This is a genomic window from Streptomyces sp. NBC_01298, from assembly GCF_035978755.1.
Classification (GTDB): Bacteria; Actinomycetota; Actinomycetes; order Streptomycetales; family Streptomycetaceae; genus Streptomyces.
The window spans coordinates 6,005,675-6,024,927 of the sequence record NZ_CP108414.1; the positions used below are offsets into that span (position 1 = coordinate 6,005,675).

The 19,253-nt window shown below is 73.4% G+C and carries 14 protein-coding genes; 1 reads left to right on the plus strand and 13 read right to left on the minus strand.

Annotated features, from left to right (window positions below):
- Positions 1-96: 96 nt before the first annotated feature.
- The 13 genes from OG730_RS27305 to OG730_RS27365 all read right to left on the minus strand — a co-directional run bounded on the left by OG730_RS27305 (position 97) and on the right by OG730_RS27365 (position 18,376).
- The gene (locus OG730_RS27305; protein WP_327306716.1) at positions 97-1,422 is read right to left on the minus strand and encodes a vWA domain-containing protein; all 1,326 of its coding nucleotides are present in this window, start codon (positions 1,420-1,422) and stop codon (positions 97-99) included.
- A 43-nt stretch (positions 1,423-1,465) separates the two neighbouring features.
- Positions 1,466-3,388, minus strand: coding sequence for a protein phosphatase 2C domain-containing protein (locus tag OG730_RS27310; protein WP_327306717.1), 1,923 nt, complete (start codon positions 3,386-3,388; stop codon positions 1,466-1,468).
- 3 nt (positions 3,389-3,391) lie between these two features.
- Entirely contained in the window at positions 3,392-6,124 is a 2,733-nt protein-coding gene (locus OG730_RS27315; RefSeq protein WP_442815215.1) for a serine/threonine-protein kinase, read from the minus strand.
- Positions 6,125-6,129: 5 nt separating this feature from the next.
- Positions 6,130-7,443 (minus strand): coiled-coil domain-containing protein, encoded by a 1,314-nt coding sequence (locus tag OG730_RS27320; RefSeq protein ID WP_327309442.1) that lies wholly within the window; start codon positions 7,441-7,443, stop codon positions 6,130-6,132.
- Positions 7,444-7,544: 101 nt separating this feature from the next.
- Positions 7,545-8,480 (minus strand): glutamate ABC transporter substrate-binding protein, encoded by a 936-nt coding sequence (locus tag OG730_RS27325; protein WP_327309443.1) that lies wholly within the window; start codon positions 8,478-8,480, stop codon positions 7,545-7,547.
- 146 nt (positions 8,481-8,626) lie between these two features.
- The gene (locus tag OG730_RS27330) at positions 8,627-9,952 is read right to left on the minus strand and encodes a GlnX family signal transduction membrane protein (protein ID WP_327309444.1); all 1,326 of its coding nucleotides are present in this window, start codon (positions 9,950-9,952) and stop codon (positions 8,627-8,629) included.
- Between the two features lie 277 nt (positions 9,953-10,229).
- A complete protein-coding gene (locus tag OG730_RS27335) occupies positions 10,230-11,255 on the minus strand; it encodes an N-acetylglucosamine kinase (protein ID WP_327306718.1) in 1,026 nt (341 codons plus the stop codon).
- Positions 11,246-12,511 (minus strand): 6-phospho-beta-glucosidase, encoded by a 1,266-nt coding sequence (locus OG730_RS27340; RefSeq protein WP_327306719.1) that lies wholly within the window; start codon positions 12,509-12,511, stop codon positions 11,246-11,248. Before OG730_RS27340 ends, OG730_RS27335 begins: the two co-directional genes overlap by 10 nt.
- A gap of 5 nt (positions 12,512-12,516) precedes the next feature.
- On the minus strand, positions 12,517-13,434 hold the full coding sequence (locus OG730_RS27345; protein WP_327306720.1) for a carbohydrate ABC transporter permease: 918 nt from the start codon (positions 13,432-13,434) through the stop codon (positions 12,517-12,519).
- Positions 13,431-14,390: a carbohydrate ABC transporter permease gene (locus tag OG730_RS27350; protein ID WP_327306721.1), complete on the minus strand. Its 960-nt coding sequence runs from the start codon at positions 14,388-14,390 to the stop codon at positions 13,431-13,433. Before OG730_RS27350 ends, OG730_RS27345 begins: the two co-directional genes overlap by 4 nt.
- A gap of 4 nt (positions 14,391-14,394) precedes the next feature.
- A complete protein-coding gene (locus OG730_RS27355) occupies positions 14,395-15,729 on the minus strand; it encodes an extracellular solute-binding protein (RefSeq protein WP_327306722.1) in 1,335 nt (444 codons plus the stop codon).
- A gap of 118 nt (positions 15,730-15,847) precedes the next feature.
- Positions 15,848-17,095: an ROK family transcriptional regulator gene (locus OG730_RS27360; RefSeq protein ID WP_327306723.1), complete on the minus strand. Its 1,248-nt coding sequence runs from the start codon at positions 17,093-17,095 to the stop codon at positions 15,848-15,850.
- Positions 17,096-17,272: 177 nt separating this feature from the next.
- Positions 17,273-18,376 carry a mechanosensitive ion channel family protein gene (locus tag OG730_RS27365; protein ID WP_442815032.1) on the minus strand — a complete coding sequence of 368 codons (1,104 nt, stop codon included), beginning with the start codon at positions 18,374-18,376 and terminating at the stop codon, positions 17,273-17,275.
- Between the two features lie 261 nt (positions 18,377-18,637).
- On the opposite strand from OG730_RS27365, the gene OG730_RS27370 reads away from it, so the two are divergent.
- On the plus strand, positions 18,638-19,192 hold the full coding sequence (locus OG730_RS27370; RefSeq protein ID WP_327306724.1) for an HNH endonuclease: 555 nt from the start codon (positions 18,638-18,640) through the stop codon (positions 19,190-19,192).
- Positions 19,193-19,253 lie beyond the last annotated feature (61 nt).

Sequence of the window (19,253 nt, forward strand, 5' to 3'; positions counted from 1 at the left end):
CGAGGCAGGGTCTTCTTCTGCTGCTTCTTCTTCGCGTCTGTTCGCATGCGGTCCGCATCTGATCAGAGCGTCACGATCAGAGCGTCAAGCCGTACGTCAAGATTTTCGCACTCGAACGGTTTGAGTGGAACGCGTTTCTAGTGTCATCTCGTCCGCGTCGGCGACCTTTGCCTTCAGTCGCACAGTACCCGCCGCCGCGTCGACGACATCCACCACCTTGGCCAGCAGCTTGGCGGTGTCGGCATTGCCCGAGGAGCTCGCCAGCTGCACGGCCCGGCCGAGCTTGGCCGTGGCACCGCCGACGTCCCCCAGTTTGCGGGCCTCCAGGCCCTGCTGGATGGCCTGTGCGAGCTCGGCCTGTCCGGTGTAGTGGGCCACCTGGGGGTTGATCGCGGTGGACGCGGCGAGATCGTCCGTCCAGACGGCGCGGACCAGGCCCTGGGCGAGTACGGCCGGCTGCTCGCCGGGGGCACCCGGCATGACCAGGGCGGCGCGGGCGGCCAGCATCTCCTGGCCGACGGCCGCGCCCGGGACCCGTACGCACACGTGGTACTCGCGGGACTCGTCGCCCCAGGAACCCGTCGGGTAGTCCCCGGCGCGCGGGGAGGCCTCCGTACGGCGGCCGGTCAGGTCCTGCACGGCGGGAGCGACCTGCTTGACGTACAGGACCTCCGCGCCCACCGGCGTCCACAGGCGCAGTGAGACGTCCGCCACTTCCTTGCCCATGACGTTCTCCATCATCTGCGTGAAGTCGGCCGTCAAGCGGGCCGGGTCGGCCACGATGTCGGCCGTGCCGAGCAGCGCGCTCGCGATGCCGGTGACCTCCTTGACCTCCCAGTCGGTCCCCACGCCGCGGGCGTCACACGTGAAACGGCCCGCGCAGGCGTCGAGCGTGGCGCGGAGCACGGCCGGGTCCTCGTGCTCGTTGCGGCCGTCGGTGAGCAGGATCCCGTGCCGGATCGCGGCGGTGGACCCGCGGAGCAGGCCGTCGGCGAGGCGCAGCCAGGTGCCGATGGCGGTGCCGCCGCCGGAGGAGAGGCCGCGCAGGGCCTCCTTGGCCTGGGCACGGGTGGTCGCGTCGGCGATGGCGAGGTGGCCCCGGCGGGGGAACACCTCCTTGGCCACGTGGGTGCCGGCGATCACGGCGAAGGCCGTGCCGTCGCGGAGGGTGTCGACGGCGGCGGCCGTCGCCTCGCGGGCGCCGCGCATCTTGTCGGGCGGGTACTCCATGGAGCCGGAGCAGTCGACCATGATCACCACGGCGGCGCCGCCCGGGGCGACGGCCGTCCGGGTGGCCGTGGCTCCGCCGGTCGAGGTGACCGTGACGATGGCGTGGACGTCGCGGGAGCCCTCGGCGAGGAACTCGTTCTGGTACACCTCCACGCTGAAGCGCGGGGCGCTCGGCTTGGCGAAGTTCGCCACTGGTCGCTCCTCCTCGGGGACGGGTACGGGGGTGGTACGGGGGTCAGGCCCGGGACTGCGGGGCGGCCGGGCCCGCGGCGCCCGCAGCGCCCGCGGGCGGGGTCTGCGGGTCCGGCGGGGTCGCCGCGAAGGGGACGATCGCCACGGTGACGTTGTCGTGCCCGCCGCCGTCGAGGGCGTGGCCCACCAGGACCTGCGCACTGTGCAGGGGCCGGACGGCGGCGTCGTGCGGGAGCACCTGCGCCATGTCGCGCGCGGACTCGGCGTAGTTCCACAGCCCGTCGGTGCAGACCACGACCACGCCGTCGTGGTCGGGCTTGAAGGTGGCGGTGTGCGGCTCCAGGTCGTAGGCGTCGGCCCCGAGCCAGCCGGTGATGGCGTGCGCGCGGACGTCGGCGTAGGCCTCGGCCTCGCCCATCAGGCCCGCCGCGACCATCTGGGCGGCCCAGGAGTCGTCCTCGGTGAGCCGGCGGGGCAGGGCGGCGCGGTCATCGGGGACCCAGTAGGCACGGCTGTCGCCGACCCAGCCGATGGTCAGCAGGCCGCGGCTGACCACGGCGCCGACCAAGGTGCAGGCGGGCGCGTTCTGGGCGCCGGGCACCTCGGGGGCCAGCGCGTTCACGGCGGTGGCGGCGGCCAGGATCGCCTCGTGCATGGCCTCCTGGGGGTGGGTGCCGCGGGGGAGGGCCTCGAGCAGCGCCTCGTTGGCGGCTCCGGCGGCCGCGGCGGAGGCCTCGTCGGGGCGGCTGGCGGAGGAGACGCCGTCGCAGACGATGGCCACGGTCGCGGCGGAGCCGTCGGGCAGCGCGGTGGCCGCCACGGCGAAGGAGTCCTCGTTGCGGTGGTGGCGCAGCCCGCGGTCGCTGACGGCGGCGACGCTTCCGAGCTCCTCCTCGAGGTGGTCCCGCTCCCGGGGCTGCGCGTGCCCGCAGTGCTCGCAGTACCCGTCGGTGTCCACCCGCCCGGCGCGGCAGGCCACACAGGTCTTCCCCCCGGAGTCCCCCTGCGGGGCGGGGGCCTGACCGGCGTGGGGGGCTTCGCCCCCGGTGGCGTGGCCCTGCTGGACCGGGTCGCCGTACGGGACTTCGCCGCCGGGGTGCTGCCCCTGCGGGGCGGTGGCGCCGTACGGGGGCTCGCCCGCGTGCTGCCCCTGCTGAGCGGGACTGCCGTACGGGGGCGTGCCCTCGGGGTGCTGCTCCTGGGGGGCCGAGCCGTACGGGGCTTCGCCGCCGGAGGCGTACCCCGGCGAGGAGGGGCCGCCGTACGGGGCTCCGTGCCCCGGGCCCGTGCCCTGCCGGTCGGGGTCGTGCCCGCCGGCCGGGTCGCCGTACCGGGCTTCGCCGCCGGGGTGCGGGCCCTGCGGGGCGGGGAGGTCGTAGGAGGTGGCGTGCTCTCCCGGGCCCGGGGTGCCGTACGCGTCGGAGCCGTCGTACACGGCCGCACCGGAGCTGTCGTACGCGGCCGCGCCCGCGCCGTGGGACGTGCTGTCGGCCGGGTGCCGGCCCTGAGCGGACGCGGCGTACGGGCCCTCGGGGACCTGGGGCGCGCCGTGGCCGGGGTCGGACCAGCCCTCGGGGCCCGACACCAGGGTGGGGGCGGCGGTGGAGACGCTGCCCCAGCCGGGCGCGGCCTCGCCCGCGTACCCGGGGGCAGCCGGTTCGGCGTGGCCGCCGGAGTGCCGGGAGGCGAAGTCCTCGCCGGGCGCGGGGAGTCCGCGGGCGGCCGGGATCCCACCCGCCGGGGAGCCCAGCGGGGAGCCCGGCGGGGCCGCGGGCGGGGCCGGCGGGGCCGCCGGAGCGGAACCCGCCGGAGAGGCCGGGGCCGCGTGGGCCGGTGCCCGTTCCGGGGCTCCGGCCTCCGCGGCGGCGGTGGTCGTCAGGGCGTAGCCGCAGAGGCCGCAGAAGCGGTCACCCTCCTCCAGCGGTTCCGCGCAGCTGGGGCAGCCCGACAGCCGATGCATCGACATCAATCACACCCACGTCCGGGGACGGAAACGGTTTGCCCGCTCCACCAGTTCGATCCTCTCCTCGCCCCGCTGCGCCAGCCGTGCCAGCACGCGGAACGAGCGCTCCAGGCCGAAGCGCAGTCCCCGCTCGTCCAGTTGGCAGCCGAGCAGCGAGGTACGGCCGGGGTCGCAACCCCGGCTGCCCGACAGTACCCAGTCCAGCGCCGAGCCCAGAACTTCCGCCCTGAGCCGCTCGTGGCGCACCGAGTCCAGGCCGAACCGCCCCAGGGCCTCCACCTGCGCCGCGGCCGCCGTCAGATCGGCCAGCAGGGCTTCCTGGGGCGACCGGTCGCGCAGGCGTGCCCGTACGGCGGCCACCCGCGCGGCGGTGTGGTGGATCGACACCTCCGGTACGGATTCCAGCGTGCGCACGGCTCCGTCCCGGTCCCCGGTGGCCAGCTGCACCCGGGCCAGCCCGAACGCCGCGGCGACGAAGCCGGGGTCCGTGGCCCACACCAGCCGGTAGTACTCGGCGGCGTTGTCCAACTGCCCCAGCACCTCCGCGCACAGCCCCAGCGCCAGCTTCGGCGCCGGCTCGCCCGGGAAGGCGTCGTAGATGGCGTCGAAGGACAGGGCCGCCGTCTCGTCCTCCCCGACGGCCAGGGAGGCGATGCCCCGGGCCCACACCACGCGCCAGTCGTCGGGGTGCCGCGCCTCCAGCCGGGTCAGCGCGTCGGCGACGAGCGGCGCGTCGGCGCCGCCCAGTTCGAGCCGGGCCCGCAGCTCCCGCAGCCGCAGCTCCGCGGATTCGGCCGGCGCCGAGCCCAGCGCGGCCAGCAGGTCGGCCGGCGCGGAGGCCAGCAGGCCCGCCAGGAAGCCGGCGTTGGGGTCGGCGGCGTCGACCAGCGGCACGGGCAGCGCCAGCGCGGCCTCGCGGGTGTCCAGCGTGGACAGCTCCGGCCGCCGCGGGGCGGTGATCCCGACGGGAGGCAGCGGCTCGGCCGGCGGTGCCTGGCGCGGGGCCGGTACGCCCGGTCCGGTGGCCCGGTGCGTCGCGGTGGTGACCAGGCCGGTCGTGCCGTACCCCGTGATGGGCGCCGCTGCCGGAGCGGTCGGCGCCCCCGCGGGCAGGGCGGCGGTGGGAGCCGGAGCCCGCGCGGGCTCCGGGACGGCGGCCGGAGCCGGGACCCGGCCCGCCCGCCACCGCTTCACGGGCCGCTCGCCCAGCCGGGACACGTGCCCGCCGGTCCTGTCGTCGGTGAACAGCCGGTCGTCCGGTACCCGCAGTTCGGGCCCGAAGAGGGTGGAGACCTGCGGCCGCGGGCGGCCCGTCTGGAGCGCGACGACCTCGCGCAGCACCCCCGTCAGCTGGTCCGCCATCTCCTGCGCGGACGCGAACCGCCGTCCCGGATCCGGGTCGGTGGCCCGTACCAGCAGCCGGTAGAAGGACTCGTACCGCCCGAACACCTCGATGTGCCGCGGGTCCGGCAGGGAGTCCACGAACACGTTCGTGTAGCCCTGGAAGTCGAAGGTCAGCACGGCCAGCGTGCGCGCCACCGTGTACAGGTCGGAGGCGACCGACGGGCCGAGCTCCGCCACCTCCGGCGCCTGGTAGCCCACGGTGCCGTAGATGGCCGACTCCTCGTCGTCCATCCGCCGGACCGCGCCCATGTCGATCAGCTTCAGCTGGTCGGCCTGCTGGATGGCGTTGTCGACCTTGAAGTCGCAGTACAGGAGGTTCCTGGAGTGCAGGTGGCCGAGCGCCTCCAGCGCCTCGATGCCGTAGGCGCACGCCTGCTCCACCGGCAGCGGATCGCGGCGGCCGTCGGGCCTGCGCCGCTCGTTGGCGATCTCCTTGAGCGATTTGCCGCCGACGTACTCCATGACGATGTACCCGTCCAGCGAACCGGTCCGCTGGTCCAGGTGCTCCACGAAGTTGTAGATCCGCACGATGTTGGAGTGCTCGATCTCCGCGAGGAAGCGCCGCTCCGAGATCGCGGCCTCCATCGCGTCCTGGTCCCCGGTGTCCAGCAGGCCCTTGAGCACCACCCACCGGTCCGACACGGCCCGGTCCACCGCGAGGTAGACCCAGCCCAGCCCGCCGTGCGCGAGGCAGCCCGCGACCTCGTACTGGCCGTGGACGAGGTCGCCCGAGCGCAGCTTGGGCACGAAGGAGTACGGGTGACCGCACTTGGTACAGAAACCTTCCGTCCGCCCCGGCCGCTCGCCGCGGGCGCGCCCTACGGGAGCCCCGCAGTCTGAGCGTGAGCAGAACCTCTTGCGCTCCGGGACCTCCGGGTTCTCCAGCACCGCCTCCGAAGGATCCGGACGGGGCACCTCCGGGACGTTGACCAGCCCGGCGCCCAGCCGGCCGCGGCCCGAAGCCGAGGCCGCCGAGCCCGAACTGCGCACCGACACCGACCGGGTGGACGCGGCTCCCGAGAGGGCGCGCGAGAGCCGGCCGGACACGGAGCGCCGAGACGAGGACGAACGCGACGAACGCGCGGAACGCGAAGCCCGCGAGGAGGAAGAGGAGGAGGACCGGCCGGACCCGTGCGAGCCCTGGGATCCGTGCGACCCCTGCGAGTCACCGTGGCGGGCCGCGCTCGTCATCGCCGTCGGCACCGACACCAGCTCCTCGGCGCCCGCGGCGACGGCGCCGGCCGGCGCCAGCCCGCAGGTGTCGCAGTAGAGCTCGCCGCCGCCCATGTCCTCGTACGTCCCCGGGCAGCCGGGGCGCATGCACACCGTTCCGATCAGACTCACGCGTCCCCCTCCCTCGGCCCGTCGGGCCACTCGTGCACCGGTCGGTGCCCCTGCCGGTCCTGCTGATCCTGCTGATCCTGCCGGTCCTGCGGCGACGGCAGCGCTTCGGCCGTCGCCCACTGGTAGCGGAGCACCGCCTGCTCGGCGGCCCGCAGATCGCAGGGCGCGCTCCACAGCATCCGCCGGGCGGTGTCGTACCGCTCCATCAGCAGCGGATCCTCCGCCATGCCGAGCCGCGCCACCTTCGCCTTGTAGGCGTCGAGCCGTCCGCGCAGCTCCGCCCGCACGGCCAGGGGAGCCGTCACCGCGGTCAACGATTCGCGGGCCCGCAGCAGTTCCTCCTCGGCCCGCTCCTCCAAGGACTCCAGCAGCGGCGACAGCCGGTGCCACTGGGCCCGGCGCCGGTACTCGGCCGCCGCCGACAGCTGCTCCTGCAGCGCCGTCGGCGGGCCGCTCACCGCGGGCACCTCGGACGCCGCGATCTTCGCCAGCACCTCGCCACGGGCCACCCGGGCCTCCGCCAGGGTCCGGTCGGCCCGCGAGAGCAGGTCCCGCAGCCCGATCAGCCGCTGCTCGGCGTCCTGCCGGACGTCCAGCACCGCCTCGACCTCCCGGCGTACGTCCTCCAGCGCGAGCGCGGCCCGGTCGTAGCGCCCGGTGTCCGGACGGCCGCCCCCCGGCGCGGAACTCCCGGCCACGGAGAACCAGAACGCCAGCGGGTCCTCGATCACCCGGGCCCGCAGGTCCGCCAGCTCGGCCGTGATGGCCTCCAGGTCGTCCCCCGAGGGGTGTTCCCCCGGCCGGACCCCCACCGAGTGGGCGAGGCCGCGGGTGCGGTGCAGTTCGGCGGAGAGCAGATCGATCCGGGCGGGCAGCGCCGACCAGACGGAGTCCGCGGCGACCACCACGTCCAGGGAGCTCGCGTACAGCTCGTTCATGCGGGACACCAGCTCGGCCAGGGAGAACCGCTCGGCGAGCGGGGCCCCCTCCACGGCGGCGCCGGAGATCAGCACCCCGGGCCCGCGCAGCCGGTCCGTCAGCTCGACCAGGTCCTCGCGGCTCGGCCAGCGGCGCCGCTCACGGATCTCCCGGGCGGCGCCCAGCGCCCCGCTGTAGGCGTCGAAGTAGCGCCACAGCCGGGTGATGGCCGCGTCGGCCTCGGCCCAGCGCTCCTTGGTGACCCCGGTCAGCCCGGCGCCCTCCAGGAGCCGTCGGCCGGAGTGGTCCTGGAGCGCGAGCAGCGAGGTCTCGACGGCCTCGTGCTCCGCGCCCAGCCGGGCCAGCGCACGGTCCACGCCGTCCCGGTCCATCACCGCCGGCTGCGTCCCCAAAGGCTGCGTTCCCCAAGGATGGGACTCCACCGATTCCGCCTCCGGTCTCGTGACATCGGGCTCAGAATCCGACACCGGCCTCAGTCCCGGTACTTGGGAGCGGGCGGACCGGCCACGCCGGGCAGCACGGGTTCCAGATGGTGCTTGTAGGCCGCCATCCAGGGGCTGGCGGCGCCGCCGGCGCGGTAGTCCTCCAGCACCTTGTTGACCCGGCGCACCAGGTCACCGGCGTCCTTGTTCATGGCCACCCCGTAGAACTCCTTGGTGAACGGGGAGCCGACCAGCCTGACCGACGGGTCCTGCGCGGCCTGTCCGGCGGCGAGGGCGTTGTCGGTGATGATGCCGTCCACCTCGCCCAACTGCAGCCGGACCAGGCAGTCGAGCTGGTTGGGCACGCTGACGGGGACGGCGCCGTAGGACTGGGCGGCCAGGGCCGCCTCCGCCGTGGAACCGGCCGCCGTGCAGATGCGGCGGCCCTTCAGCGAGGCGTCGTAGCCGGTGATCGTCGAGTCCTTGGGGGCCAGCACCTGCTGCCCGGCCTCGAAGTACGCCGTCGAGAAGGCGACTTCCTCCAGCCGCTTGCAGTTGACGGTCATCGTGCGCACGACGATGTCGACGGTGCCGTCCTTGAGCGCGGGGATGCGCTGGCTGGTGGGGATGGCCCGGTAGATGACCTTGCCGTCCGTGCCGAATATGTCCTTCGCTATGGCCTGGACCAGGGCGATGTCGAAGCCGTCGAGCTCCCCGGCCGGGTTGCGGTAGCCCCATTTGAAGCTGTTCTGGTCCACGCCCGCGACGAGGTGGCCCGTGGCGCGGATCCGCTCGATGGCCGAGCCGTCCAGCCCGTTGGGGCGCAGGCTCGCCTCGGGGTTCTCACAGGTGTCCGCGGGTGCCTGCGGAGCGACGGCCATCCTGGCCGGTTCGCGCACCAGTGAGGAGCCCCCCGGGCCGCCCGGGGCCGCCTGGGCCAGGGGCAGCAGCACGGCGGCGGCCGTCAGCGCGCAGGCCGCGGCCATCGCACCGACCCCGCCCCAGCCGCGCAGCCGGCGCGTCAGCCGCCGCAGGCCGCGTACGTCCGCGCCCTCGGCGGAGGCCTCCGCAGAGGCCTCCGCGGCGCCCTCGGAGCCCATGACCGCGTGCTTCACCCGTCCCGGCATCGCTCTCACCTGTACTCCGAAAGCCTGCGCCCGATGCCGAGCAGGGCGGCCACCGCGCCGACGACCGCCAGGGCCGCCGTACCTGTCACCAAACCGTCGAGCGCCCCGAGCCCGTCCCGCGCCGCCCGGGTGAACTCGTGCTGCTCGTGGACCACGGCCTCCTCCAGCGAGGCGTCCACCGTGTCGAAGGCGGTTCCCGTGGGCTTCGGATGGTCCTTGTCGCCGATGACCTGCCCGACGGCGCCCTGGTAGTCGCCCATCAAGTCGGTCGCCCGGGCCGCCGCGTGGAGTCCCTTCCACTGCCGTACGCCCTCCGCGGCGCGGGCCACCGGTTCGCGGCCGGCCGCGTCGTCGGCCAGCTTCGCCGCCAACGCCAGGCCCGCGTCCAGGTCCTTCATGTCGTTCGCGTAGTCCACGTCGTACTTGTCGGACTTCTTGTCCTCGGCCAGTACGGCGCCGCGCGAGACCAGGGTCAGGTTCTCGTTGGCCCGCGCCTGGAGCGAGGCGATCCGCGCGTCGTTGAGCACCTTGAGCGACTCCTGCCCGTCCGTGCGGGCCTCGCTCAGTCCCGACCGGGCGACCGTGTGCCCGGCGGCCAGCCACAGCAGCAGCACCAGCGAGGCGGTGGTCGCGGCGACGAGCCCGTGGTTGAAGACGCGGTTCGTGCGGCGGTAGTTGCGCCGCTGGACCACGACCAGGGCGGCGAGGGCGAGCAGACCCGCCCCGAGCGAGCCCAGGGGCAGTGCGCGGGCCTCGTCGTAGTCCGTGTAGAGCCGGCCGGTCTCCGCCTCGTAGAGCCGCTGCGCGGCGGGCAGCAACTGGGTGCTCATCTGCTCGTTCGCGTACCGGAGGTAGGCGCCGCCGAGCGGCAGGCCCTGCTTGTTGGTGGCCCGGGCCTGCTCGATCAGCCCGGCGTAGCGGGGGAGCTGCTCGCTCAGCAGGGTGATCTGCTTGCGGGAGTCCTCGCCGGCCGTGGTGCTGGCGGCCGCGTTCACCAGCAGCCGGGACGCGTTGGCTATGTCCTTCTCGTACCGGCTGCGGACCTCGCGGGGCTCCTGGCCGAGCGCGAGGAAACCGCTGGAGGAGGCGGTGTCGGCGTCCGCGAGGGAGCGGTAGATGCTCGCCGCGTCGGCGCTCAGGGGCTGGCTGCGGCCCACGACGTCGTCGGCGGCGGCGACCCGGCCGGAGATCTCCCAGCCGGCCACCGCGCCGAACAGCAGGACCAGTGCGGCCAGGGCCGCCCCGATGATCCGCAGCCGGCCGGGCTCGGTGGTGGCGGCCGCGCGCAGCCGCTCCACGCCCTCGGCCCAGGCGGTGCCCCGCCGGGGCAGCCCGTCGGGCGGCGGCGCCGGCGGCCCGGAGGACGCCGGGACGACGCCGCCGGGCGCGGGCGCGCGTGATGTGATGGCCACCCTGACCTCCCCCTCGGTCCTTCGTGCTTCGCAGCAGTATGGCCTTAGTGGCGGTCCTCCACAGCACCCGGTCCGGGATCAGGCACGATCCGCCCCGATCCGTCCCCGGTCCTGCCCCGGCCGGTCCCCCCGTCCGCTCCGCCCCTTCACCGTCAGTACGCCCTGCGGCCCGTGATGGTTCCGGATCGGGCGCGGTTCATCCGAAATGGGCACGGAGCTTCCCGTAGGCCTCGGGTCCGGGGCCCAGGGCGTCCAGGCCCAGCAGGCCGGCGCCCAGTACCGGCGGGGCCGTCACCACCGACACCCGGGCGTGCGGCGCCCGTTCGGCCAGCAGGGCCTCCACCCGGCCGTTCAGCTGCGGGTGCCGGGCGGCCAGTACGCTGCCGCCGAGCAGGACGGGCGCCGGCGCGTCCAGCAGTCCGAGCCGCTCCAGTGCCACCGAGGCCAGGGCCGCGACCTCCTCGGCCTGTCGCTCGACGAGCGCCGCGGCGACCGGGTCGCCGGCCGCGGCCACCGCGAACAGCACCGGCACCAGCTCGTGCATCCGTACGGCGTCGACGGCGCCCAGGTGCAGCGCCTCGATCAGCGCGTACATGGAATCCAGCCCGAAGTGCCCCGGCAGGGCCGCCGCGAGCCCGGTGGGGCCGCCGCGCCCGTCCTCGGCGCGGGCCGCCCACCACATGGCCTCGGCGGCCAGTCCGCCGCCGCCGCCCCAGTCGCCGGAGATCTGCCCGAGCGCCGGGAACCGGGCCGTGCGCCCGTCGGGGAGCATGCCCACGCAGTTGATGCCCGCGCCGCACACCACGGCGACCCCGCGCGGGCCCCCGGCGTCCTCGCCGAGTCCCGCCCGCAGGATCGCGAAGGTGTCGTTGCGGACCTCGGTGTCCGTGCCCCAGCCGCGCGCGCCGATGGCCCGCGCGAGCTGGGCCTCCTCCACGGGGAGGTCCGCGTTGGCCAGACAGGCCGAGACCCGGTCGGCGTACGGGGCTCCGGCCGCGGGCGCCGGCAGCCCGGCGGCCGCGGCCGCCTCGGCGACGGCCTGCCCGAGGACGTCCACCGCCTGCTCGATCCCGACGCGCGGGGGCTGGAAGCCGCCCGCGCGCCCGGTGCCCAGCACCCGGCCGTCCGCGGCGATCAGCGCCACGTCCGTCTTGCTGTTGCCCGCGTCGACGGCGAGGACGGCCGCGGCCGCCGGCGGGGGAACGGGCCGGCTCACGCCCATGCCAGGTGCTCCTTGTTGTGCGCGAGGAGGCGGTCCGTCAGCCCCTCGGCGAGGTCGAACTGGCCCACCAGCGGGTGGGCCAGCAGCGCCTTGAAGACCCGCTCGCGGCCGCCCCGCAGCGCCGCGTCCAGCGCGAGGTCCTCGTACGCCGTGACGTGGGCGATGAGCCCCGCGTACAGCGGGTCCAGCCGGGGCACGGCCAGCGGCGACGGTCCCGTGCGGTCCACCCGTGCCTGCACCTCGACGACGGCGTCGTCCGGGAGGAACGGCAGGGTGCCGTTGTTCAGCGTGTTGACCACCTGTACGGCGCTGCCGCCGTCGCCCAGCAGGGAGGCGGCCAGGTCCACGGCGGCCTCCGAGTAGAAGGCGCCGCCCCGCTTGGCGAGCAGTTCCGGCTTCTCGTCCAGCGCGGGATCCCCGTACAGGCCGAGCAGTTCCTTCTCCATCGCGGCGACCTCGGCGGCCCGCGAGGGCTTGGTGCCGAGCTCCCGGACCACCTCGTCGTGCGCGTAGAAGTAGCGCAGGTAGTACGAGGGAACCACCCCGAGCCGGTCCAGTACCGCGCGCGGCAGGTGCAGATCGTCGGCGATGGCCTGGCCGTGCCGGGCGAGGAGCTGCGGCAGCAGGTTCTCGCCCTCCGGGCCGCCCTTGCGCACCCCCAGCTCCCAGGTGAGGTGGTTGAGGCCCACGTGGTCGAGGTGGATGTCGGCCGGCGTCAGGTCCAGCATCGCGGCGAACCTGCGCTGGAAACCGATGGCCACGTTGCACAGCCCGACCGCCTTGTGCCCGGCCTGGAGCAAAGCGCGGGTGACGATCCCGACCGGGTTGGTGAAGTCGATGATCCAGGCGTCCGGGTTGGAGCGACGGACCCGCTCGGCGATGTCGAGGACCACCGGGACCGTGCGCAGCGCCTTGGCGAGACCGCCCGCTCCGGTGGTCTCCTGGCCGACGCAGCCGCACTCCAGCGGCCAGGTCTCGTCCTGGAGCCGGGCCGCCTGCCCGCCGATGCGCAGCTGCAGCAGGACCGCGTCCGCGTCGGCGACGCCCGCGTCGAGGTCGGAGGTGGTGGTGATGAGGCCCGGGTGCCCCTGCTTGGCGAAGATCCGCCGGGCCAGTCCGCCGATCAGCTCCAGCCGCTCGGCGGCCGGGTCGATCAGCACCAGCTCGCTGATGGGCAGGGTGTCGCGCAGCCGGGCGAACCCGTCGATCAGCTCGGGGGTGTAGGTGGAACCGCCGCCCACCACTGCGAGTTTCATGATGACTAGCCTTTCACTCCGGTCAGGGTGACGCCTTCGACGAACGCCTTCTGGGCGAAGAAGAAGAGGACGATCACCGGGGCCATGACCAGCACGGTTGCCGCCATGGTGAGGTTCCAGTTGGTGTGGTGGGCGCCCTTGAAGGACTCCAGTCCGTAACTGAGGGTCCAGGCCGCCGGATTGTCGGAGGCGTAGATCTGCGGGCCGAAGTAGTCGTTCCAGGCGGCGAAGAACTGGAACAGCGCGACCGCCGCGATGCCGGGCTTCGCCATCGGCAGGACCACCCGCAGCAGGGTGCGCAGCTCGCCGCAGCCGTCCACCTTCGCCGCGTCCAGGTACTCGTCGGGGATCGTCAGCAGGAACTGGCGCAGCAGGAAGATGGAGAAGGCGTCGCCGAAGGCCATCGGGATGATCAGCGGCCACAGGGTGCCGGAGAGGTCCAGCTGCTTGGCCCAGAAGAGGTACATCGGGATGACGACCACCTGGGGCGGCAGCATCATCATCGCGATGACCAGCATCAGGGACAGCCGCCGGCCGCGGAAGCGGAACTTGGCGAGCGCGTAGGCGACGGGCACCGAGGAGACCACGGTCAGCAGGGTGCCGAGGCCCGCGTACAGCAGGGTGTTGCGCCACCAGGTCAGGAAGCCTGGGGTGTCCCACACCTTCGCGTAGTTGCCCCAGTCCCATTGGTGCGGCCACAGGTCGCGCGTCAGCGCCTGCTGGTCGCTCATCACCGAGGTCAGGAAGAGGAACACGAAGGGGAGGACGAAGAAGAGCGCCGCGGCGACGCCGAGGGAGTGCACGGCCACCCAGTGCAGGGCGGCCCGGCGGCGCGCGGTGCGCACGGCCCGCGCGGAGTCCGGCGTACCGGGCGCGGCGGGACGCGGAGTCGGCCGCGCGCCGCGGGTGATGGTCTGGCTCATGATTCTCGGTCACCTGCCTCGATCAGCCCGCCGCGCCGCCGCATGAGCAGCGCGGTGAAGGCCATGGAGAGGGCGAACAGCACCAGGGCGACCACGCAGGCGGTGCCGTAGTCGAAGCGCTGGAAGCCGACGTTGTAGATGACCTGGGGGAGGGTCAGGGTGGACTTGTCGGGGTACCCGGGCTCGAACTGCTGGCCCGAGCCGCCCATCACGCCGGACGCCACCTTCCCCGCCACCAGGGGCTGCGTGTAGTACTGCATCGCCTGGATGACCCCGGTGACCACCGCGAACAGGATGATCGGGGAGATGTTCGGCAGGGTGATGTGGCGGAAGCGCGCCAGGGGCCCGGCCCCGTCCAGCTCGGCGGCCTCGTACTGCTCGCGCGGTACGTCGAGCAGCGCGGCCATGAAGATGACCATCAGGTCGCCGACCCCCCACACCGCGAGCGCGGTCAGCGCGGGCTTGGACCAGGCGGGGTCCGTGAACCAGCCGGGCGTGGGCAGTCCGACCGCGTCCAGCAGGGTGTTCACCGGGCCGGTGCCCGGGTTGAGCAGGAAGACGAAGGCGAGGGTCGCCGCCACCGGAGGGGCCAGGTAGGGCAGGTAGAACAGGGTGCGGAAGACGCCCGTACCCATCTTGATCTTGGTGATGAGCAGTCCGATGCCGAGCCCGAAGGCGACCCGGCAGGCGACCATGACCACGACCAGCCACAGGGTGTTGCGCATGGCCGGCCAGAACATCGGCAGGTCGGAGAAGACGTAGGTCCAGTTGTCCAGCCCGTTGAAGACGGGCGGGCGGAAGCCGTCGTACTTGGTGAAGGAGAAGTAGACGGTGGAGACGAGCGGGTAGGCGAAGAAGACGCCGAACCCGATCAGCCAGGGCGACATGAAGGCCGCCGTGCGCAGCGCCGACCTGCGGCGCCTGCCGCGCAGTTCGGGGGAGTAGGTGCCGGCCATCGGGCTACTTGGCCTTCGCGATGTCCGTGTCGACCTGCTGGTCGGTCTTGGCGAGACCCGCCGCGAGGTCCGTGACCTCGCCCTTCTCGACCGCGTACGCGAAGTCGGTGAAGGTCAGCTGGTAGGTGCCGCCATCGGCCTGCGCGGGGGTCGTGGTCGACTTCGGGTGCTTGGCGATGTCGATGAAGGTCTTGAACTCCGGGGTGACCTGGAGCTTGGGGGAGTCCAGGGCGGCCAGCGTGGAGGGCACGTTGTGGATGGCGTTGGCGAACTCCACGACCGCCTCGGTGTCGGTCGTCATGTACTTCGTCAGTTCCCAGGCGGCGTTCTGCTTCTTGCTGCCCGCGGAGATGCCCATGATCGTGCCGGCGAGGTAGCCCTTGCCGTACTCGGCGATCCGGTCGTCGGGGACGGGCATCGGCGCGGTGGCGATCTCGAACTTCACCCCGGCCTCCTTCGCCATCGCGGCCCGCCACTCGCCGTCGATCTGCATGGCCACCAGGCCCAGGTGGAAGGGGTGCTCGGCGCTCCACTCGTCGCCGAAGGTGGTGCGGAACCTCTCCAGCTTCTCGTACCCGCCGAGCTTCGCGACCAGGTCCTTCTGCGCCGTCAGCATCTGCGCGAAGCCGGGGTCCTTGGCCAGGTTGGACTTGCCGGAGGCGTCGAAGTACGCCGGGCTCCACATCGCGGCCAGGCGCTGGGGGGCGGTCTCGTAGCCGTGGTAGGTGGGCATGATGCCGAGCTGCTCGTACGAATCGCCCTTGGGCACCGTCAGCTTCTGCGCGGCGGCCACGAACTGGCTCCACGTCTTGGGGGGTTCGGTGATCCCGGCGGCGTCGAAGGCGGTCTTGTTGTAGACGAGGCCGTACGCGTCGCTCAGGAGCGGCAGCGTGCACTGGTTGCCGTTGAACTGGGTGTACTCCAGCAGGGTTTTGGGGAAGACCTTCTCCTTCTCGACCCCGGACTTCTTCAGGAAGGGGTTCAGGTCGGCGAAGGCGCCGGTGTTGCAGAACTTGCCGACGCTGTCGGTGGTGAAGGAGGAGACCACGTCGGGGGCCTTCTCCCCGCCGGCGCGCAGCGCCTGGTTGATCTTGTCGTCCGTCATGTTGCCCGTGACGTTCACCTTGATGTTCGGGTGCGCCTTGGTGAACCGGGCGATGTTGTCCTCGATGGCCTTGATCTCGCTGGGGGCGGACCAGCCGTGCCAGAAGTTGAGGGTGACGTCCTTCTTCGGGTCGTCGGCGGCCGTGTTGGCGGTGGAGCCCGCACAGGCGGTGGCGAGTACGGATATCGCGGCGAGCGCGGTCGCGGCGACGGTGAGGCGGCGGATTCCGGGCATGGCGGAGTCACTCTCTGCGCGGGGGGACTTCCTGGAGGGGTGGGGAGGAGCCGTGTTGCGGGGAGGCGTGCCGTATTGCGGGGAGGTGCGGGTGGTGCGGTGCGGGTGGTGGTGCGGTTCAGCGGCGGGAGGTGTCGAAGACCTCGTCGCGGGTCGCGGCGAGGGCGCTCTCCAGCGCCCCGCGCAGCACGGGCCGTTCCCGTACCTCGCCGGTCACCAGCCGGGGCCGGGACGGGGCGAGGTCGGCGAGCTCGGCTTCGAGGAGTTCGCGCAGCGGCTCGCCGCCGGCGATGGTCAGCGCGCCGGAGAGGATCACGATCTCCGGGTCCAGCACGGCGACCAGCGAGGCGAGACCGGTGGCCAGCGCGGTGGCGTACTCGCGCAGGAGGTCCAGGTGGGCCCCCTCGGGCGCGGCGGCGGCCTGGGTGAGCAGCGCCGCCGCCGCTTCGACCATGGCCCCGGCCTCGGCCCCGTACACGGCGCCGTGCACCGAGCCGGCCCCGGCCGCGGCGGCCGGGGGCGCCTCGACGCCGAGCCGGGCCGCCATCGGGGGCAGTACCTGTACGCCGGCCAGTTCCTGGTAGCCGCCGGAGTTGACCCGGGTGACCTGGCGGACCAGCGGGTGCCCGGCGACCGGCAGGAAACCGATCTCCCCGGCGCCGCCGGTCCAGCCGCGGTGCAGCCGGCCGCCGAGCACGAGCGCGGCCCCGAGGCCCTCCTCGTTCCACAGCAGGACGAAGTCCTCGTGGCCGCGGGCGGCGCCGAGCCGCTGCTCGGCGACGGCGGCGAGGTTCACGTCGTTCTCGTACTCGACCGGCATCGGCAGGGCCGCGGCCAGCTCGTCGAGGAGCGTGGGGGACTGCCAGCCCGCCAGGTGGTCGGCGTAGCGCAGCACCCCGGTGCGGGGGTCGAAGGAGCCGGGGGTCGCGATGACCACCCGGTGGATGTCGGCGAGGTGCAGCCCGGCGTCCTTGACGGCCTCGCCGAGGGCGCGGGTGACCTGTTCGACCGGCCCGGTGCCCTCCGCGTACGGGAGCTCGTGGCTGCCGATCACCTCGCCGGCCAGGTCGGCCACGGAGGCGAGGATCCGCCCCGGGGTGACGTCGAGTCCGGCGACGTGGGCGGCCCGCGCGTTGACGGCGTAGAGCTGCGCGTTGGGGCCGGGGCGGCCAGTGGCGGTGCCGGTGGCGACGACGAGCCCGGCGGCCTCCAGGCGGGCCAGCAGCTGGGAGGCGGTGGGCTTCGAGAGGCCGGTGAGGTGCCCGATCCGGGTCCGGGACAGGGGACCGTGCGTCAGCAGCAGCTCTAGCGCGGCCCGGTCGTTCAGGGCGCGCAACAGGCTGGGCGTACCGGGGGTGGCGGGCATGGGGTGACTTCTCTCTCACCGGGGTGAACTGTTAGGTAAGTTTCCTATTCGTGGGTCGCTCGTGTCAATGGCACTGCGTACACCACTGCCCCCGCGGGCAGGGCCTACGGGGGCAGTGGTGGAGCGGTGTGAAGGGGCGGTGTGAAGGGGCGTGCGGGGCGGGCGTGGGGGCGGGCGCTACTTCGTGATGCGCGGGCCGGAGCCGGAGGCCGCGCCGCCCGCGGCCGGGTGCGGGATCTCCGCCGTGGCCAGGGACTGCGGGGAGGTCGGGTTCGCCAGCGCCGACGGCGCGGCGACGGAGGCCGAGGGGTCGGCCGGGGCCGCGTCCTCCTCGGGCGCCGGCAGGCCCCCGACGATCCCGATGCCCGCGGCGTCGAAGGCGTCCTTTATCCGCCAGCGCAGCTCGCGCTCCACGGCGAACTGCTGGCCCGGCATCGTCTTCGCCGAAACCGAGACCGACATCGAGGCCAGCAGCACCTCGTCCAGGCCCAGCACCTCCACCGGACCCCACAGCCGCTCGTCCCACGGGGACTCCTTGGCCATGGTGTCGGCGATCTCCTTGATCACCTCGCGGATGTGACCGAGGCTCTCGTTGGGCTTGACCTGCACCGCGACGCTCGCCGTGGCCCAGCCCTGGCTGAGGTTGCCGATCCGCTTGATCTCGCCGTTGCGGACGTACCAGATCTCGCCGCTGTCGCCGCGCAGCTTGGTGACGCGCAGACCCACCTCGACGACCTCGCCCGAGGCCACCCCGGCGTCGATCTTGTCACCGACGCCGTACTGGTCCTCGAGGATCATGAACACGCCGGAGAGGAAGTCCGTGACCAGGTTCCGGGCGCCGAAACCGATCGCCACACCGGCCACACCGGCGCTCGCCAGCAGCGGCCCCAGGTTGATGTCGAGCGCGCCGAGCACCATCAGGGCCGCCGTGCCGAGGATCAGGAACGAGGCCACCGAGCGCAGGACCGAACCGATGGCCTCGGACCGCTGCCGGCGCCGCTCCGCGTTGACCAGCAGCCCGCTCAGGGCCGTGCCCTCGACGGCGTCGGCGCCGCGGTTCATCCGGGTGATCAGCTTGGTCAGGGACTTGCGGACCACCGAGCGCAGGGCGAAGGCGATGACCAGGATCAGCAGGATCCGCAGGCCCAGGTAAAGCCATCCGGCCCAGTTCTGCTCTATGAAACTGGCCGCGTTCGTGACGCTCTCGTGGGTTTCTCTGATCGTTTCGGCCGCGTCCGGGTTGTCGGCTGCGAGCGGGAACACGGCGGCAGGCCTGGGCACGGCGGGAACCTCCAGATATAGCGTCCTGCCCGCGGTAGGGGTGGGGCGGGCAGACCATCCACCCTAACGGGGCACTCGGCCTGACTTGTTGCCGTGTTCGAGGGAGAGACCAGACTCACGCGGGGATGAAGCGGTTGTGGTCGAAAACACCTCGGACCCGTTACGGGCGCGTGGTGGCGCTTCGACCAGCCGTAAGGGGAGACTGGAAAGCAGATCGTCCCGGCGCGAGCCACGCGCCGCCGGCGTTATAGGAGGCAGTCCGTGCCGCACGTCCTGGTCCTCAACGCGTCGTACGAGCCCCTCGGCGTCGTACCGCTCCGTCGCGCGCTCGTCCTCGTCCTGGAGAACAAAGCGGTCTCCCTGGAAGAATCCGGCGCCTTTCTGCACAGCGCGACAAGGGCCGTCCCCGCGCCCAGCGTGGTTCGGCTCAAGCGCTTCGTGCGGGTCCCCTACCGGGGGCCCGTTCCACTCACCCGCCGCGCGCTGTTCGCCCGGGACGGCGGCCGCTGCATGTACTGCGGGGCCGTCGCCACCAGTGTCGACCACGTCATCCCGCGCAGCCGGGGCGGGCAGCACGCCTGGGACAACGTCGTCGCCGCGTGCCGCCGCTGCAACCACGTCAAGGCCGACCGGCACCTCGTCGACCTCGGCTGGCGCCTGCGGCACCAGCCGGCTCCGCCGTCGGGGCTGGCCTGGCGGATCATCGGGACGGGGCACCGGGATCCGTGCTGGATGCCGTACCTCCAGCCGTACGGGGCGGAGGACGCGCTGGATCGCATCGGGGTGCCCATCGCCGCCGCGGCGGTCGCGTCGTAGCCCCCTGAGCGGGGCCGGCTGCGTGTGCGGTGCCGCTGCGCGGGGCGAAGTCCCCGCAGCA

Coding starts and splice junctions, on each gene's coding strand:
- OG730_RS27340 (WP_327306719.1), bottom strand. CDS start 12,511: ATGAAACTCGCAGTGGTGGGCGGCGGTTCCACCTACACCCCCGAGCTG.
- OG730_RS27350 (WP_327306721.1), bottom strand. CDS start 14,390: ATGGCCGGCACCTACTCCCCCGAACTGCGCGGCAGGCGCCGCAGGTCG.
- OG730_RS27345 (WP_327306720.1), bottom strand. CDS start 13,434: ATGAGCCAGACCATCACCCGCGGCGCGCGGCCGACTCCGCGTCCCGCC.
- OG730_RS27310 (WP_327306717.1), bottom strand. CDS start 3,388: ATGTCGATGCATCGGCTGTCGGGCTGCCCCAGCTGCGCGGAACCGCTG.
- OG730_RS27355 (WP_327306722.1), bottom strand. CDS start 15,729: ATGCCCGGAATCCGCCGCCTCACCGTCGCCGCGACCGCGCTCGCCGCG.
- OG730_RS27320 (WP_327309442.1), bottom strand. CDS start 7,443: ATGGACCGGGACGGCGTGGACCGTGCGCTGGCCCGGCTGGGCGCGGAG.
- OG730_RS27325 (WP_327309443.1), bottom strand. CDS start 8,480: ATGGCCGCGGCCTGCGCGCTGACGGCCGCCGCCGTGCTGCTGCCCCTG.
- OG730_RS27335 (WP_327306718.1), bottom strand. CDS start 11,255: ATGGGCGTGAGCCGGCCCGTTCCCCCGCCGGCGGCCGCGGCCGTCCTC.
- OG730_RS27360 (WP_327306723.1), bottom strand. CDS start 17,095: ATGCCCGCCACCCCCGGTACGCCCAGCCTGTTGCGCGCCCTGAACGAC.